Origin of the sequence: Anaerolinea thermolimosa, from assembly GCF_001050195.2 — a bacterium.
GTDB lineage: Bacteria > Chloroflexota > Anaerolineae > Anaerolineales > Anaerolineaceae > Anaerolinea > Anaerolinea thermolimosa.
On record NZ_DF967965.1, the window covers coordinates 3,259,632 to 3,277,749 of the forward strand.

11 protein-coding genes, 1 tRNA gene and 1 pseudogene are annotated in these 18,118 nt (G+C 59.5%); 6 read left to right on the top strand and 7 right to left on the bottom strand.

The window, feature by feature from the left end:
* Window positions 1-177: 177 nt before the first annotated feature.
* A pseudogene (locus tag ATHL_RS19770) lies at window positions 178-1,473 on the top strand (preprotein translocase subunit SecA); the annotation flags it as partial.
* The gene (locus ATHL_RS19095; RefSeq protein WP_420807576.1) at window positions 1,453-4,236 is read left to right on the top strand and encodes a preprotein translocase subunit SecA; all 2,784 of its coding nucleotides are present in this window, start codon (window positions 1,453-1,455) and stop codon (window positions 4,234-4,236) included. The pseudogene ATHL_RS19770 and the gene ATHL_RS19095, both read left to right, overlap by 21 nt.
* A 13-nt stretch (window positions 4,237-4,249) precedes the next feature.
* Here the strand turns inward: ATHL_RS19095 and ATHL_RS14665 are convergent, their stop codons facing one another.
* The 5 genes from ATHL_RS14665 to ychF all read right to left on the bottom strand — a co-directional run bounded on the left by ATHL_RS14665 (window position 4,250) and on the right by ychF (window position 11,067).
* Entirely contained in the window at window positions 4,250-5,476 is a 1,227-nt protein-coding gene (locus tag ATHL_RS14665) for an NAD(P)-binding domain-containing protein (protein ID WP_062195448.1), read from the bottom strand.
* A gap of 210 nt (window positions 5,477-5,686) precedes the next feature.
* Window positions 5,687-6,700, bottom strand: a complete 1,014-nt coding sequence (locus ATHL_RS14670; protein WP_084001512.1) for a fatty acid desaturase — start codon at window positions 6,698-6,700, stop codon at window positions 5,687-5,689.
* Between the two features lie 112 nt (window positions 6,701-6,812).
* Window positions 6,813-8,453: an FG-GAP repeat domain-containing protein gene (locus ATHL_RS14675; RefSeq protein WP_062195449.1), complete on the bottom strand. Its 1,641-nt coding sequence runs from the start codon at window positions 8,451-8,453 to the stop codon at window positions 6,813-6,815.
* Window positions 8,454-8,527: 74 nt separating this feature from the next.
* A complete protein-coding gene (gene gatB, locus ATHL_RS14680; protein WP_062195451.1) occupies window positions 8,528-9,985 on the bottom strand; it encodes an Asp-tRNA(Asn)/Glu-tRNA(Gln) amidotransferase subunit GatB in 1,458 nt (485 codons plus the stop codon).
* Window positions 9,986-9,996: 11 nt separating this feature from the next.
* A complete protein-coding gene (gene ychF, locus ATHL_RS14685; RefSeq protein ID WP_062195453.1) occupies window positions 9,997-11,067 on the bottom strand; it encodes a redox-regulated ATPase YchF in 1,071 nt (356 codons plus the stop codon).
* Window positions 11,068-11,121: 54 nt separating this feature from the next.
* Between ychF and ATHL_RS14690 the strand changes: the two genes are divergently transcribed.
* A tRNA-Leu gene (locus tag ATHL_RS14690) sits at window positions 11,122-11,203 on the top strand.
* A 54-nt stretch (window positions 11,204-11,257) separates the two neighbouring features.
* Here the strand turns inward: ATHL_RS14690 and ATHL_RS14695 are convergent.
* Together ATHL_RS14695 and ATHL_RS14700 are read right to left on the bottom strand one after the other, a co-directional pair.
* Window positions 11,258-12,088 (bottom strand): acetate and sugar kinases/Hsc70/actin family protein, encoded by an 831-nt coding sequence (locus ATHL_RS14695; protein ID WP_162787732.1) that lies wholly within the window; start codon window positions 12,086-12,088, stop codon window positions 11,258-11,260.
* Between the two features lie 6 nt (window positions 12,089-12,094).
* On the bottom strand, window positions 12,095-12,733 hold the full coding sequence (locus tag ATHL_RS14700; protein WP_062195456.1) for a sulfite oxidase-like oxidoreductase: 639 nt from the start codon (window positions 12,731-12,733) through the stop codon (window positions 12,095-12,097).
* Window positions 12,734-12,873: 140 nt separating this feature from the next.
* Between ATHL_RS14700 and ATHL_RS14705 the strand changes: the two genes are divergently transcribed.
* From ATHL_RS14705 to ATHL_RS14715, 3 genes are all read left to right on the top strand, one after another.
* Window positions 12,874-14,571, top strand: coding sequence for a GAF domain-containing sensor histidine kinase (locus tag ATHL_RS14705; protein WP_062195461.1), 1,698 nt, complete (start codon window positions 12,874-12,876; stop codon window positions 14,569-14,571).
* Entirely contained in the window at window positions 14,568-15,278 is a 711-nt protein-coding gene (locus ATHL_RS14710) for a ubiquinone/menaquinone biosynthesis methyltransferase (protein WP_162787733.1), read from the top strand. Before ATHL_RS14705 ends, ATHL_RS14710 begins: the two co-directional genes overlap by 4 nt.
* A gap of 106 nt (window positions 15,279-15,384) precedes the next feature.
* Entirely contained in the window at window positions 15,385-18,018 is a 2,634-nt protein-coding gene (locus tag ATHL_RS14715) for a methyl-accepting chemotaxis protein (RefSeq protein ID WP_062195464.1), read from the top strand.
* Window positions 18,019-18,118: the final 100 nt, after the last annotated feature.

Below are 18,118 nucleotides of genomic sequence, written 5' to 3' on the forward strand. Positions count from 1 at the left end.
GAAACATGGACAACTTAAATTCATTATACACAGCCTGTAAAGCACAGACGCATCGGCCCCATCACAGGTTCCCGCAATCCAGAACACCTTGCGTTGTTAACCTCACTCCGTTTTTTCGGCCTGCGCTATGCTATAATCCCTCCCCAGAGATTAATCGAGGAACGTATGCTGAAACAAATTGTGAATTTTCTGGGGGGTGACCCCAATAAACGAGAACTGGAGAGGCTCTCGCAGATCGTGGAGCGTATCAATGCGCTGGAGCCCGAATACGAAAAACTCTCCACGGACGCCCTGCGCGCCAAAACCGACGAGTTCCGCGCACGCCTGAAGGCCAGCCTCGAAGCCGGGCAAAAGCTTCAAGAAGCGCTCGATGCCCTGCTCCCCGAAGCCTTTGCCGCCGTGCGCGAGGCCAGCAAACGCACCATTGGCCTGCGCCCTTATGACATCCAGCTTATCGGTGGTATGGTATTGCATGCCGGGAAGATCGCCGAAATGCGCACCGGCGAAGGAAAAACGCTGGTAGCCACCCTCCCGCTTTACCTTAATGCGCTGGCCGGGCGCGGTGCACACCTCGTCACCGTCAACGATTACCTTGCCCGCCGCGATGCCCGCTGGATGGCTCCCATTTACCACGCGCTGGGGCTTTCGGTAGGGGTCTTACAGATGGCCGCGCGCACCGAGAATGGCCGCAAAGCCTTCCTCGTCGACCTCACCCTCGAATCGCCCCACGAAGACCAGCACCAGCTGCGCATGGTTCACCGCCGCGAAGCCTACCAGGCTGATATCACCTACGGCACCAACAGCGAATTTGGCTTCGATTACCTGCGCGATAACCTCACCATGAGCCTGGAAGAACGCGTCCAGCGCGGGCATTACTACGCCATCGTTGACGAGGTGGATAACATCCTCATCGATGAAGCGCGCACCCCGCTGATCATCTCTGGCCCGGCACAGGACGACTCGGCCAACTACATCCGCATGGCGCAGGTGGTGCGCCAGCTACGCCCCGAAGACGTGGAAGTGAACGAAAAAGACCGCTCTGTCAACCTGACCGAGCTGGGTGAGATTCACGTCGAAGAATTGCTGGGCGAACCCCTGCGTGACCCCGACCGCCCCGAAGACATCACCCCGCAGCAGGCACGCTTGATGGGTTATCTGGAGCAGGCCCTGCGCGCGCAATATCTCTTCAAACGGAATAAAGATTACCTCGTTCAGGGCGGGAAGGTTGTCATCATCGACGAGTTCACCGGGCGGCTCATGCCCGGGCGGCGCTGGTCAGACGGACTGCACCAGGCGGTGGAGGCTAAAGAAGGCGTCAAGGTAGAAGCCGAGAACGTCACCTACGCCACCATTACCATTCAAAATTACTTCCGCATGTACGAGAAGCTGGCGGGCATGTCGGGTACGGCCCAGACCGAAGCCGAAGAGTTTTACAAAATCTACAAGCTCGACGTGCTCCCCATCCCGACCAACCTGGAATATCAGGCATCGCGCCCCAACTCTCCCTACATCATCATAGACGCAAAGGACGAACAGGGCTACCGCTACACCTATTACGCCCACCGCGATGATCCGCAACGCCGGCCGGTCTTCTGGAAGCGTAAGGACTACCCCGATGTGGTCTATCGCACCGTCGAGGCTAAACTGCGCGCCATCACCCTGGAAATTCTTCACTATCACATCCTGGGGCGCCCCCAGCTGGTGGGCACCACCTCGGTGGAACACTCCGAACACCTTTCCAACCGGCTGGAAGCCGATCTCTTGCGCCGCCTGATGTTCGTGCAGATTCTCCGCGATCTCTATCAGGAAATCAACAAAGTAGAGATCACCGAACGCGCCATTCCCCAGCTTGCCCCCCTGAACAAACCCCTCGAACAGCTGGAGGTCAACGAAATTCGCCAGCTGGCGCGCAGTCTGAACATCCCCATGTCCTTCAACCTCGAAGATCCTGAGAACATCGCCCGCCTGCGCCGCATCTTAGAAATCCCCCCCGAAAACGAAGAACGTATGATCCGTGCCCTGCAGGGAGGCATTCCACATCAGGTGCTTAACGCTCGCAAACACGATGAAGAGTCGCGCATCATCGCCCGGGCCGGTGCCTTTGGCGCCGTGACCATTGCCACCAACATGGCCGGGCGCGGTGTCGATATCAAGCTGGGCGGCGAGCTGGATGAAGAAATCCTCGGCGATACCAACCGCGTGCTCGAACGCGCCGGTTACGACGCCTACAACATGACCAACCTCGAGCGCCGCGATGCCCTGCTCCGCATGAAGCCCGAGGACTTCTCTATTTACGAAGAACAGGTGCGCGCCTTCCTCCAATATATGGACGAAATGGAAAAGGTGCGTGAACTGGGCGGATTGCACGTCATCGGCTCTGAACGCCACGAAGCCCGCCGCATCGATAACCAGCTGCGCGGACGTTCAGCCCGCCAGGGCGACCCCGGTTCCTCGCGTTTTTACCTCTCTCTGGAAGACGACCTGATGCGCCTCTTCGGCGGGCAACAGGTCACCGGCCTGCTGGAACGCCTCAAAATTGACGAAAGCATCCCCATCGAGTCGCGCCTGGTGGGGCGCCTGGTGGAGCAATCGCAGGAACGGGTGGAAGGCTCGAACTTCGATGTGCGCAAGCACCTGCTGGAATACGATGATGTGCTCAACGCACAGCGGAACCGCATTTACGAACAGCGCGACCGCGTCTTCACCAAAGAAGACCTCAGCGAAGACATCGAAGAAATGCTGCGGGTTGAGCTGCAACAGCGCATTCCTCAAGAACTCAACAACCCCGAAGGCCCCTGGCGCCTGCTGGCCTACCTCGAAGACATTCAGCCGCCCATCAGCTGGAACGATCTGCGCTACCCTTCCTTCACCATGCGCCTGCTGATCAGCGAAATTGAACGCCGCAAGCCCGCCGAGGGGGCTACGGCGGCGCATCTGCGCCGTGTGCTCCTCGAACTGGCCGAGAATGCCTTCGCCGCTGAGCGAGAGCACGTGATGAAAAGCTTCAATGAGCTGCTCGATAAAACTGCCGGGACGATCGAAGAACAGCGAAAAGAGCGCCTCGACAGCCTCGATGCCTTCTTTGAAACTCTGGAAGACCGCCTGGAAGGGGAGCAACCCGTCAGGCCGCAGGAACTGGCCGAGGAACTGCTCACCCTTGCCCGCTTACCAGGAACACGTCTGAGCAATGAGCAGGTTCGCTGGCTGACGCAAGACCCGCAACGCCTGCGTGAGGCCATCGAAGCAATGATCGACACCTACCTGCTTAACTTCAACGCCAGCCGCATGGTCGCCGCCCTGGAACGGCGAGTCGGCGAAAGCCTGAACCTCCGTCCGGGTCAGCTCAACGGCATGGACTGGAACGAGATCGCCGATACGCTGGAACGGGAGGCCGAAGCGCTCTTCGACCGTATCCACGAGCGCCTCTTTGGCCCGGCCGGGCAAATTACCCGTGACCTCGATTCTGCCCTGGAAAAGACCGATGACTACCTCACCGAACCCGACCAGCTTCTCGACCTGCTGTCGATGATGGCCACCGGATCGCGCCTGGTATTCGACCGCAAAACGCACCGCCAGGGGCTGCTGCAAACCACCCGCCTGCGCTGGGTGTACCTGGCAGCGCAATTACTCGGTGAGGTCAGCCCTCAGGAAATTACCCGCCAGGTGCTGGAACATCTGGAAGGTGCAGGGGAAGTGCTTCAACAAATCTTTGGCGCGGTAGATGCCATGGTTCTGCAACAGAACCGCGTTACCCTGCGTCAGACCGACCCCCGCCTGCACACGTATTTCAAAGATGCCCTTGGGGAGGAAGAATTTGAGCAGGTGGCCGACCTGCCGCTGGAATCCCTGAGTGAGGAACAACGCGAGATCGTTGAATCGGTGCTTGGCTGGTGGCGGCAAAACGAAATTTACCGTCAGCTCCTCCTGAGCGCCATTTCCGAGCTCTGGGTCGATTACCTCACCCGGGTAGAGGCCTTGCGCGTTTCCATCGGGCTCGAAGCCTATGCCCAGCGCGACCCGCTGGTGCAGTACAAGGCCCGCGCCTCCGAAATGTTCACCACCCTGCTCAGCGAAATTCGCTCGGCGGTCATCATGCGCATGTTCAACCTTCGCCCGCGCCAGGCAGGCGCCGCTCCTGCCGCTGAAGGGGCAATGGCTCAGCCTGCCCCTGCAGTGAGCAATACGCCCGCCGGGTCAAACGACCGCGGCACCAAAAAGAGGCGCCACCGGCACTAGCTCGGCCCTGGCATCACTTGCCGGTGATTTTCCGGGCCACAAAATAGGCCTGCTCCCCCACCCCGAGCAATAACCCCGATTTTTGGCCCGGAAGCCAGGGCATGCCGCAAAAATAAAGCCCCCTGGAAGAGGTTTCACCGTTCTGAGAGCGCGGGAAACCCGTTTCATCAACCACGGGGAACTTCACCAGGCTGAAATCGAAGTCATATCCCATCGCCCAGATAAGCGTGGTGACTCCGGCGTCTATAAGGTCGAGCTCGTTCATCGAAGGCGTTTCATACCCATCTTTCAGTTCTGGCACCGTTTCGGCGGGAGCCTCCAGACCGGTCAACCGGATATACCCGTCAATGCGCTGGAGCAGGTTTCTTTCAAACTGATCCGAAAAGGCCAGGTTTTCTGCCAGGTCTGACGCAAAAAAGACCCTGCCAGCCAGCGCCCCCTGAGCACGGCCAAACAGGTGCATCCCATCACGGGCAAACCGGTGCAGGTTCAATGTGTGGCCGCCATCCCTGCCCGAAACCAGCGGGTTCGAGGCGAATCGCTCCTGCGGAGAGCGCAGCTGTGCTGAGGTGCGATCCAGTAATCCAATCAGACTGGCCCATTCATAAATATCCTTCCCCCGAAAGCGGCGCGGGGCGCGCCCGGCCCGCCCGGTAGATAGATACACCTCACGACCAGATTGCAGCAATTCTTCGGCGATCTGACAGCCCGATTGCCCCGACCCCACCACCAGCACTGCCCCCGGCGGGAGCGCGGAGGGGTTGCGATATTTCCCGGAATGAATCTGGAAGACAGATTCCGGCACCTCGCGGGCCCATGGAGGGATGGCAGGCTTCTGGAAAAGCCCGGTGGCAATCACCACCTGTTTCGCCCGCAGCCTCCCCAGGCTCGATTCCACCCGATACCCCCCATCATCGTCTGCCTCCACTTTGTCAACCCTCACCCCGAACTCCACCGGCAGCCGGTTGACCCGGACATAACTCTCAAAATGTCCCACGATATCGTCTCGCGGCATAAAACCATCGGGCGAATCACCCCTGTATTCCGCGCCTGGCAGGCGAAACGACCAGTTAGGTGTCACCAGCGTAAAGGAATCCCACCGGTCATCCCTCCAGGCATGGCCTGCCTGAGACGCCTGCTCAAGGACAACGTGCTCACGCCCTGCATTGGTGAGAAAATAGCTGACGGCCAGCCCCGCCTGCCCGCCGCCCACAATCACGGTTTCGATTTCCCTGTCCATGGGTTCTCTCCAGTTGGATATATATAGATATTATTGATCTATAATTTCTGATTATACCCCTCCTTACGGATCTCCAGAGAGCCTGCGCTGGCATTTTCGGGAACTTCTGGTGCACCCGAACGGGAACTCAGGATCGCTCACAGCCCCGCTTTAAAACCAGAAGCCCGGAAAGGGAGAACTTTCCGGGCCGGTATCTGCCTCTATTAAGAATTATCCGAGGATATCCTGGAAGGCCACCATGCGATTGTTGTTCGCCTCATCAATCAATTGCAGCCGCACCATGCGCAGTGCTTCAAGGAAGCCAATTTCTTTGACCTCCTGCTGGAAAATGGGGTTGCTGGCATAGCACGCCTCCAGCCGGTAGTTGGGAATGCGTGGGCTGAGGTGATGGATATGATGAAACCCTATGTTGCCGGAGAACCATTGTAGCACCCGCGGCAGGCGGTAGAAGCTTGCCCCGCGTAAGGCCGAGGCCACATAATTCCATTCGGGGTCACGCGCCCAGTACACCCCTTCAAACTGGTGCTGAATGTAGAACAGCCAGATTCCGAACATCCCCCCCAGCCAGAAGACCGGCAGTTGCACAAGCAGGAAATTCCAGAAACTTCCAAAAAGCAGGCTGAGCCCGCCAATGTAAAAGACCAGCGCAACGTTTGTCCAGATTACACTCAGCGTCTCCTTCCGCGAAAAGCGCGGCGTGGCAAACCGATGATGGATGAAAAACATCCATAACGGCCCCAGACCGAACATGATGAACGGGAACCGGAAAAGCTGATACGCCACCTTCTCCACCCAGTGCTTGGAGCGGTATTCTTCCACGGTGAGGGTCGTCACATCGCCAATGCCGCGTTTATCCAGGTTCCCACTGGTGGCGTGATGAATGGCGTGCGACTTCCACCACTGTTCTGACGGGGTAAGCGTGATCACCCCAAGGAAGAAGCCAATCCCTTTATTGGCCTTTCTCGAGGGCGTGAACGAGTTGTGCCCGCAATCATGAAAGAGGATAAAAGTACGGATGAGAAAACCCGCCGCCGGGATCGCCAGGATCAGCGTTAACCAGTAAGAAACGCGCAAACTGAAAAACATCGCCGTAAGCAGTGCGAAATAAGGCAGGATGGTGTTGATCATCTGCCAGATCGCTGGCTTCCAGGCCGGGGTCTGATAGGGAGCGAGCAGGGGGTTGAGCTCCTTCATAGTGGGGAGAGCAGAGGGAGAATCAGCCATAAGATTGTTTTCCTTTCAGGTCAATATTGTAGCTTTTGTCCCCGTTCTCCACATCCCCCCTGAGGGCTATTTTCCTCACCCCCCGGGATATGACCCCGCCAGCCAGGGCATATTACCGGCTGCCCGTCCGCGCCAGGTTGCCGCGCCCGGTGGGCCACTGCAGGTTACACGCCCCTGATCCGGGCAGGTCGTACACCAGCACCCCGGAATGCGCCGAGTTGATCACGGCTTCAAGCTGGGGGTCACTGTCCACGTTCGCCAGTGTTGGCGCCGCCATGGCGCCATTCCAGCTGGCGTTGAACCCCGCCGGCAGGGATACTTCGGCGATGACCTGGCCAAGATAGTTCAGCAGGTGCAACTTCCCCGTCTGATTGCTCCCCTTCTCCACCCACGAGGTGAACAGCACTTCCGCTTTGCCATCACAATCCAGGTCGGCCACCACCGGCTCAGAGGCGAAGCGTTTGATCCCTTCAGAGGCTCGGAACACGGCATACGGCCAGGAACCGTGTTCGCTTTTATCCAGCCAGAAAGCATGCACCCGGCCATCGTACGAAGCAAAAAGCATTTCCTGCCTGCCGTCGCCATCCAGGTCTGCTACCACCGGGTTCGGCTCGGCGCTTTCGATCACATTGTAGTCTTCTGCAATGGGCGCACCGGTATCCACAGGGATATTCGTCCAATCGAACTCCGAAGCTTTAAAGCGGGTACGGTCGGGGTTGAAAAGGAAGAGAGCCATGTAACGGCTGGGCGGGTACCCCGCTTTACAGTCCACCATATTTCCCACCGTGACCACCTCACGCGATCCATCCCCGTTAACATCGGCAATCACTGCCGGGCCATCGGCAAAATTCGCGCGATAACTCTCTACCCGCACCCCATCGCAGGCACCCCAGCCGCGCAGCTCGGTCGCGGCGCTCTCCCATACACCCACCTGTCCCCAGGTTTTCCCGCCGTAAATACCCCCCGCCGGTAGAGACGTGCCATCCGGTCGATAAGCCTGGATGTAATGTACATCGGAGGGAATCACCAGCTCGAGCCTCGCATCCGAGGTGTCCAGGTTGCCGGCGGCCCCGTTAGCGTTATAGACGCCCCAGGCATAGCCATCGTTGCGGGTAAGCTGCGGCCAGCCACCGCGCAGGGTGCCGTTGGCATTGTACACCCAGGTATTGGTCTTGCTCCCGACCGCAGCAGTGACGATGACTTCGAGAGAACCCCCATCACCATCAAGGTCAGCCACCAGCAGGCCGCGAAGCTCAGCCGTAGTGGGGCGTTGCGGCCAGCCGGGTTTAAAACGCCCGTTGAGGTCGTACACCGCCACCCAGCCCCCCGAATGCGCCGTGACAATCTCCGGCTGACCCGTGCCATCCACATTGGCCACCGCCACCCCGGGCCAGGTGCGCCCGACGTTAGACACACTATCGAAGTTCTCGGTAGTGTCATGCCCCGAGCGGGTGCGCCAGAGAATCGCCCCCGAATCACCATCGAACGCCCAGATGGAGTACGCCGAAGCGACAATCTCCCCTTGCGGGTCGGCATCCAGGTTGACCACCGCCGGAGAAGAATACCAGCCGGTCTCGCACCAGGAAGAATAGCATCCCAGCCTTTGCCACTTGAGCACCGGTGCGCTCAGCGGGTTGATGATGAGGGGTAAATATTGAACGTACGGGGGCGTCGTCTGGGCCGAAGCCAGGGTGAACAGGGCAAAAGCCAGGATCACAAGAAGGCCGGGAGAAAACGTCGTTCGGCGCGTCATAGAATCATCGTATCACACCGGTTTCGCTCCAGGTGAGAAAAAATTCTCATCCACCCTTCAGAGGGCCGCTTCTCTCAGCGCTTCAGGGCTTTTAACTGGCGCTGGAGCTCTTCCTGCACCACCTGGGGATTGGCCCGGCCCCTGGCGGCGCGCATCACCTGCCCGTAAAACCAGTTGGCCACCGTCTCTTTCCCGGAGAGGTATTTTTCCACCTCCGCCGGATTGGAGCGCAGGGTTTCCCGCACCAGATCAGCAATCCACGCGGCATCCGAAACCTGCTCCAGCCCGCGTGAGCGGATAATTTCAGAAGCATCCGCGCCGCTCTGGAGCATTTCGGCCAGCACCGCTTTGCCCGTGTTCAGGGTCACCGTCCCCTGCGCCATGAGATCCAGCAGGGCGGCCAGCCCCCGGGGAGAAACCCTGATCTGCCCGAGCGATTGCCCGCTCTGATTGAGCCAGGCGAAGAGTTCGCCAGTAACCCAGTTGGCGGCCATGCGGGCCGGTGCAGAACGCAATGCCGCCGCTGTGGCTTCAAAATAATCGGCTACAGCAGGATCATCCACCAGCAGGCGTGCGTCTACCACGGGCAGGTCGTACTGGCGCTGAAGCCGTTCCAGCCTGGCCCAGGGTAATTCTGGCAGTGCCGCGTGCACCGAGGCAATCCATTCCTCCTCCACCACCAGCGGGGGCAGGTCAGGTTCAGGGAAATAACGATAGTCATGCGCCTCTTCTTTACTGCGCTGTGAAAAGGTCACACCGGCGGCCTCGTCCCAGCCCACGGTTTCCTGAGCCACCGGCAAACCTGCCTGAAGGGTCTGGGTTTGCCTTTCGATCTGGTAGGCCACCGCGCGTTCGAGGGCGCGGAAGCTGTTGAGGTTTTTAATCTCCACCCGCGTACCAAAACTCGAACTGCCTTCCGGGCGAATGGAGATGTTCGGTTCAATGCGCAGCGCGCCCTTTTCCATATCACCGCTGCTGGCTCCCACGTAACGCAGTACAGCGCGCAGGGCCTGAGCGTACGCGCGCACCTCTGCCGCACTGTGCAGATCGGGCTCAGAGACAATCTCCAGCAGGGGCACCCCCGCGCGGTTGAGGTCAACCAGAGAATACTCTTCGCCATCCTTCCGCACGTGGGTCAGTTTACCGGTGTCCTCTTCCAGGTGCACTCGCCGGATGCGTATCTCACGCCAGCCGGTGGGCGTCTCAATCGGCAGGCGCCCCTCCACGGCCAGCGGCTCCTCGTACTGTGAAATCTGATACCCCTTGGGCAGATCGGGGTAAAAGTAATTTTTACGTGCAAAAAGGCTCACCCGGTTGACCCGACACCCCAGCGCCAGCGCCACCCGCAGGGCCAGCTCCACCGCCTGACGGTTAACCACCGGCAACACCCCCGGTAAACCTGAACACACCGGGCAGACGGCCTCATTGGGGCGCGAACAGGTGGGATCGACTACCGGGCAGGCACAGAACATCTTGGTACGGGTGGCCAGCTCGGCGTGAACTTCCAGACCGATTACAGGTTCGTAGCGCATGGTTGGGTCTTTCAAACGTTGAAGCGAATGTTCAGGATATCCCCATCCTGGACGATGTATTCCTTACCTTCCAGGCGTAATTTACCATGGGCTTTAACTTCGTTCATGCCGCCCAGAGCAATCAGATCATCATAAGCCACCACCTCGGCACGAATGAACCCCTTTTGCAGGTCAGTATGGATGACACCTGCCGCCTCAGGAGCGGTGGCACCGCGGCGCACCGTCCAGGCGCGGCATTCATCCGGCCCCACGGTGAAGAAGCTCTGCAGACCGAGCAAATCATACGAAAGACGAATCATCCGGTTGAGGCTGGGCTCCTCAATGCCATACTCTGCCAGGAAAACCTGGGCCTCCTCCGGCGGAAGCTGGGCAATTTCCATCTCCAGTTTTCCCTGTAAAGCCACCACCTGGCTGTGCCGATGAGGATAGTGGATCACCGGTGGGGTCTGCCCTTCGGAGAGGTTGAGCACCACCAGCATCGGTTTGCGGCTGAGAAAGCCAAAGCTCGTCAGCGCCTTTTCTTCTTCTGCATCCACATCCACGTCACGCAGGGGAATTTCTTCAGCCAGCGCCGCCCTGAAACGCTCAAAGAGGTTTAATTCTCGCTCGATGACAGCACGGTCACGCCCGCCGCCTTTTTTCTTTTCATCGGCAAGGCGCTCCAGCTTCCGCTCCACTGAGATAAGGTCGTTGAGGATCAGCTCACTTTCCATGCTGGCGATATCCCGCACCGGGTCTACGCTCCCGGCCGGATGCGGCACGGCATCATCCTCAAAACAGCGTACCACCTGAATGAAGCCATCCATCTGCGTAAGCTGATTGAGCAACGCTCCCGAAATCCCCGTCTTCGCGGCACTGCCCTCCAACCCGGCCACATCGGCATAGGTAACCTTGGCATAAATCGTCTTTTTGGGTTTGAACATCGCCGAGAGCCGGTCAACACGCGGATCGGGCACATCCACCACCGCGGTATGCACCTCAATCTTCCCGGCAGAAAGGCCGGTGGGCTGCGTGCCGCGCGTCAGCGCATTGAACAGTGTGGTTTTTCCCGATTGGGGAAGGCCGATAATGCCCAGCTTCATGAGAACGAAATACCTTGACCCTTCCGTTGAATCTGTTTATACTAACATCAACCTGCCGAAGTGGCGGAACTGGCATACGCGCGCGACTCAAAATCGCGTTCCGAAAGGAATGTGGGTTCGATTCCCACCTTCGGCACAACCCCTCTCAGATGAGGGGTTTTTTGATGCGCTCAGGACACCGGAAATTGTATCACAAACCCTCTGCCCAGAGCAGCGCACCCAGGGCCGTGCCCATGCCGGGGCGCTCAGGAACGTATATTGTAGCCTGATAATAACCGGCCACCTCGTTGAGCACCCGCCGCAGAGAAGGCAAATCTACCAGGTGACCGATGACCACAATCGGCTCCAATCCCTCGGCACGGGCGGCATTGATGGCCACCACTGCAATCACCTGCCCCACCAGCCGCACCAGAGCAGCGGCCAGGTCGGGCTGGCTTAACTCCAACGGCTGGCGGGCGAGCCTCCCAAAGTTGACCGCGTTGGCGTCTGGCGGCAGGCGGCCCACAGTCCCGCCGACGGCTTCTACCAGCGTGAGATCAGCCCTGTTGGGGTCGCCCGCGAGCGCCAGGCGGTCAATTTCAGGTGCATCTGCTGTTCCTACCAGCAGGCGGCCCAGCCCCTGCAGGGTGCCGCCTCCCACCGCAATGCCGGTGATGTGCGTACAGTCGCGCCCACGTGCCGCCACCATGGCTGTCCCCGAACCGGCGCTCACCACCAGGGCGCGCTCTACCCCGGCCAGCGCCAATCCACCCAGGCCGATGGCCTGTACCTCCGATACCCCCACGATCTCCACCGCGTCAAAACGCGTCGCCAGACGGCGATATTGCCCGCCCGTCACAGCGATCTTCGCAGGCTGGCAACCCTGGGCTTGCAGGGCATTCAGAGCCGCTTCCATTTGCCTTTCCACCGGCTGACCGTTGGCCGGAAGGCGTACATGCCCGTACGTATCTCCCTGATGGAATACGATATCAATATTGGTGATCCCCAGATCAATGGCAGCCAGCATGAAGTTCCTTTCCACCCATCCTCAGGCGTACCGCTCCTCTTTCCAGATGTCGGCCTCGTTGTGGTAACCGGCCTGCTCCCAGAAACCCGGTCGGTCTTCTGCCATAAATTCCAGGCCGCGCAGCCATTTGGCGCCTTTCCACAGGTAGGGGGTTTTCAGGTCACTGCGGCCAGGAATGGCCCCCACCACTCCCCGCAACGGGTATCCGTGTTCCGGTTCCAGGGGCTTCCCATCATAATGGGTGGCGAGTAAAAAGTTCTCCTGCAGAACCACCTCCAGAGGGAGATTGGCTGTATAACCATTCTCGGCGTGCTGCATCACGTAGCGCGCGGTGGGTTTAAGCTTCACCAGCCCCAGCTCCATCAATGTCCGCACCAGAACGCCCTCCCACAGCATATCGAACTGACTCCAGCGGGTAACACAGTGTAAATCCAGCGTCACCTGGCTGCGCGGAAGCTGGTTGAACGCCTCCCAGGTGAGGCGCAGGGGCTGTTCCACCTCACCCCACACGCGGAAATCCCACGTCTTCGGGTCAAAGGTGGGCACCGGCCCGTAATGAAGCACCGGGAAGCGGTTGGTCAGTGCCTGCCCCGGTGGCAAACGCCCTTCTTTGCGTTTTTCCTCCTCATCCTTCTTGCGCCTTAAAATACTGTCCAGCATAAACCACCTCCAATTGAGGCTGATTATACGGTTTGCCGCTCAGAAAAGAAAGGTAAACCCTCAGGATTTCTCCCTGGCCGGTGCCAAAGCTCTGACAGGTTCGTCAAGAATTGGGTATTTTCGGGTAAAATATCGTTATTATGGAACCTGGCCTGCTGACCCGCGAACAACTGGAAGAACGCCTGGCAGCGCTTCACCGCGCCAGCCTGGAACTGGTTCAGGAAATTTCTCCCGAAGCGCTCATGGAACGTATTGCTACCCTGGCCATGGAACAGGTAGGGGCGCAGTACGCCGCAGTGGGCATCCTCAACGAAGAAGGCCAGCTCGACCGCTTCATTCCCATCGGTATGAGCCCTGAAGAAATCCGCCGCATGGCCCATCCGCCGGTTGGCAAAGGCCTCATTGGCGCCCTCATGCGCGGTTCGAGCACCATTCGTCTGGCCGATCTCACCACCGATCCGCGCTCCGCGGGCTTTCCGCCTCATCACCCCCCCATGACCTCCTTCCTCGGCGTACCCATCCGCCGCGGCGAAGAACAGCTCGGCCAGATTTACCTGACCAACAAGCTGAACGCCCCCGAATTCACCGCCGACGACCAGGTGGTGATTGAAATGCTGGCCTCGTATGCGGCAGTTGCCCTGTTTAACGCCCGTCTGGTGCAGCGCCTCACCGAACGCGAGAGCACCCTTACCCGCCGTAATGAGAACCTGGCCCTGCTCAACGACATGGCCCAGACTCTGGCCTCGTCGGCAGATATCGACACCATGATCGACCGGGCGCTCACCCAGGTGATGGATTATCTGAAACTTGAAGCCGGAGAGATTTTCCTCCGCCATGACGATGGCAACCACCTCAGGCTGGCCGCCCATCGCAGTTCAACCCTCCCTGCTCTCTGGTCAAAAACCGAATTCAGGTTCGGTGAAGGTATCATCGGCCAAACCGCCGCCAGCGGCCAGGCTCAGCGCCTCGATCTCCCTGCTCTTCGACCCAGTGCTGATGAAAACCATCACTTCCTGAACGAAGCCATCCTCCAGAGCACCGTGCGGCAGATTGCCTGCACCCCGCTCAACGGGGCAAGCGGGGTCTTCGGAGTACTTTGCGCCGCCTCCAGCCACGAAAAAGCCCTGGACGAGCTTGAAATGCAGTTCCTTTCGGCGATCAGTTTCTGGGTGGGCACGGCCATCGAAAACACCCGCCTGAATGTGCAACAGCGCCGCCTGGCCGTTCTGGAAGAACGCGAACGCATTGGCATGGATCTGCACGATGGCATCATTCAGGATATTTACGCCGTCGGGCTCACCCTGGAGCATGCCCGCCTGCTCCTCGGCGATGACCCCGCCGCGGCGCGCCAGCGCATCGACCAGGCCATTGCTGACCTGAACAGCACCATCCGCGACATCCGCGCCTACATTCTCGACCTGCGCCCGCGAAAACTCCACGAAGAAAACCTGATGGACGGTTTGCGCCGCCTGGTGGCGGAATTCCGTGCCAACACCCTGGTAGACGTCAACGTGAGCGGCCCCACCCCCGAAGAAGCCAGCCTCATCCCCCCTTCTGCCGCCGTGGCGCTTTTTCACATCTGCCAGGAAGCGCTGGCCAACATCGCCAAACACGCTCACGCCAAGCACGTGCATGTGAGCCTGTGGATGACCAACGAACGCGCCGTGCTTGAAGTCAGCGATGACGGGCGCGGCTTCGATACGAGTAAAGTCCAGCTCACCCTGGGTCACGGCCTGAGCAACATGCAGACCCGCGCCCACAACGCTGGAGGGGATATTGAGTTAACCTCCGAACCGGGCGCCGGCACCACCATCCTCGTCTGGGTTCCGTTGCATTGAGCCTTTCCCTCCCCCCCGAAGAAGAACGCGCTCGCGCTGTTCAGCGCATGTTCTCCCGCATTGCCGCCCGTTATGACCTCATGAATCGCCTGATGACCGGGGGAATGGACCTTGCCTGGCGGCGAGAGGTCATTCGCCGCGCCGCCCTGCGCCCCGGAGAACGATTGCTCGACCTCGGCGCCGGTACAGGTGACCTGGCCCGCGAAGCTCTGCACCAGCAGCCACATTGCCGGGTGGTCGCCGCCGATTTTACCCTTGCCATGATGCTCGCCGGGAAAACGCGCCCCCCTGCCCCTTCGGCCTGGGTGGCCGCCGATGCCCTCCGTCTGCCTTTCCCCGATGCCGCCTTCGATGCAGTCGTCTCTGGCTTCCTCCTCCGCAACGTGACCGATCTGCCGCAGGCTCTACGCGAACAGATGCGCGTCCTGCGCCCGGGAGGGCGGTTCATAGCCCTCGATACCACCCGTCCACGCCCCGGCCTCCTTTCTCCGCTGATCGGCTTTCACATGCACCGCATCATCCCTTTCCTCGGCGGCCTGCTCACCGGCGACCGCGCCGCCTACACCTACCTGCCGCAGACTTCTCAGCACTTTCTCACCGCCGAAGAATTGCTTTCCCGCCTGATCGAAGCCGGGTTCACCGGCGCGGGCTTCCGCCGCCTCAACTTTGGCACTGTAGCCATTCACTGGGCCACTCGCCCCGCCTGAAACTCCCTTTTTTTTTCATCTGCCCATCGAATTTATCCCATCTTTATAGATTTTTTATCCCCTCTCCATGCAAAATAACCTTATTGAATGTGTGAGGAGGGCCTGAATGATGTCTTGGATTCGCAACCTTGGGGTAAGCATAAAAATCATCCTGGTCATCGGGGTCATTTTGCTGTTAATGATCGCCGTCGGCCTGAGTTCAATCATCGGGATTAGCCGGTTGCAGGGCACCGTCAGCCGCCTGGTAGATAACCTGGCCGCTGAGCAACGGCTGATTGACGATCTGGTGGTGAGCGAAGCCACCCTTACCGGAGCCGCCAACCGCTACCTGGCCTCTCCCGGTGAGCAGGCCATGCAGGCCTATGAGCAGGAATTGACCCGCTTTCAAACCTTGCTGGAAAATGCCTCTTCCCGCATCACCAACCCCGAGCGGGCAGAAAAGGTGCAGCAAGTATCAGAACAGCTGACGGCCTATACCGATGGATTCAAAGCCGTCCAGATGCAGATCAACGTGATTCAGGCCCAGATTAAGCAATTTTTCGGGGCCATCGGGCACAGCACGCAGGAAATGATCGACCGCATCCCCGAAGCGGTGGAGGCTACCACCACAACCACCACAACCACCACCACTACGTCTACCACCCAGACCGCTGAGCCGGTTGTGCCGCTGACGCCTCTTGAGGAAGCCCAGCTGAAACTGGAAATTCAAAAACAGGTGGCTAAAACCAGCAGCCTGGTGGCAGAACTGCGCCAGGATGTGAGCCGATACTTCATCGAAGGGAGCGCCTCGCAGTCCCTCAAGGACTTTGACAATCATTACAACCAGACCCTGAGTGCCCTCGACCAGCTTAAAGAGCTCAAGCTAAACACCGCTCAGCGCAACCAGATCACCAACGTCGAACAATCGTTGAGCATGATCGACCTCGGCTTTGAGAATATCCGCAGCCGCCAGGATGAACTGGCCCGCGTGAAAGCCGAACAGATGGACGCCACCGGTGATCAGCTCCGCACCCTGCTCGACGAACTTTCGGCCAGTGTTCGAAGCGATTACGAAGCCGAGCAAAAAGCCAGTCAGCTCCTCACCCGCAATCTCCAGACGATGCAGATGATCGTGCTGGTGGCGGCGCTGGGGGTGGGGCTGGCCTCAGGGCTGGCTCTGGCCCGCAGTATCCGCAACCCGCTGGTACGCCTGGCTTCCAGCGCGCGCCAGATTGCCGAGGTAGACCTGGCTCACCTGGTCGATGAAATGCGCCTGATGGCCAGGGGAGACCTGACGCGCAGTGTAGAAATTGCCTCGATGGAACTCCCCGTTACGAGCCAGGACGAGGTAGGCCGCATGGCCCAGGCTTTCAACCGGATGAACGATCGCCTGCAGGAAATCGGGCGGGTATTCAGCGAGCTGAACCGGAACCTGAGCCGGGCCATACGCGAAGTGGCCCTGAGCGCTACCGACCTGGGAGCCGCCTCACTGCAACTGGAGCAGGCCTCCATGGGCGCTTCTCAGGCCACCGGGCAGATCACCACCACCATTCAACAGGTGGCACGCGGCGCCGCCGAGCAGGCCGATGAATCGAATCGCATCGCTGCCGCCATGATTCAGATGAACCAGGCCATCGAAAACGTCACTGCTGGTGCCCGCGACCAGGAAAAGTCAGTGGAGATGGCCAACCGCGTCACCACCGAAGTGGGGCAAATGATCGAGCAGGTGGTACGCAACACCGAAGCCGTCCAGCGCAGTACCGATGAAGCCACCCGGGCCGCCCGTGAAGGCGCCAGGGCGGTTGAATCTACCATTCAGGGCATGCATACCATCCGCTCACGGGTGGGGCTTTCGGCGCAGAAGATCCGGGAAATGGAACAGCAGTCGGTCAAAATTGGTGATATCGTCGAAACCATCGAAGACATCGCCTCGCAGACCAACCTGCTGGCGCTCAACGCTGCCATCGAGGCGGCGCGCGCCGGAGAACACGGCAAGGGGTTTGCCGTGGTGGCCGATGAGGTGCGCAAGCTGGCCGAAAAAGCCGCGCTTTCGACCCGTGAAATTAACGGGCTGATCAAAGATATTCGTAAGGCGATCGATGAGGTCACTCGCGCCATGCGCGAAAGCTCGAGCGAGGTAGAAACCGGGGTAGAGCTGGCCAACCATTCGGGAAATGCCTTAAACGCCATTTTGAAGGCCATTGAGGCCGTCAATACCCAGGCAGAAGAGGCCGCGCGGGCTACCGAGCAGATCAGCCGCACTTCCGGGCGCATGGTTGAAGTGATGGATGCGGTCGCCACCGTCATCGGAGAAACCACCGCCGCCGCAGAGGCCATGGCCGCGCAGTCGGGCAAGGTGAACCAGGCCATCGAGAACATCGTCAGCGTGAGTGAAGAGAACAGCGCCGCCGTCGAAGAAGTCAGCGCTTCCACCGAAGAGGTGCTCGCCCAGGTGGAAGACGTGCATCATTCGGTGCGAAACCTGGCCGAAACCGCCCGGCACCTCGAGGCACTGGTTTCACGTTTTCGCCTCAACGGGCATGAACTTACCGCCGCACCCGGGGATGCCCCCGCTGAAGAACCCCTTCCAGAGGCCCTTTCAGAGGAAGAAACCGGCGAAACCGTACAGGGAGAAATAGAGGTGCAGGAAGCAGTAGAGGCACAGGAAGAACAGGAAGAAATAGAGGCCGAAGATGAAATCATCGAAGCCCCTCCGGAAGAGGCAGAAGAACCGCGGGCAGAGGAAACCCTCGCCCCATAAGAGAACCCTGCTCAACCGGCCTGAAATAGTGTGGGAGTACAATTAAATCCGGGTTACCATGCCCGGATTTTTTCGTGAACCTTTTCCTCAGAAACAGGGA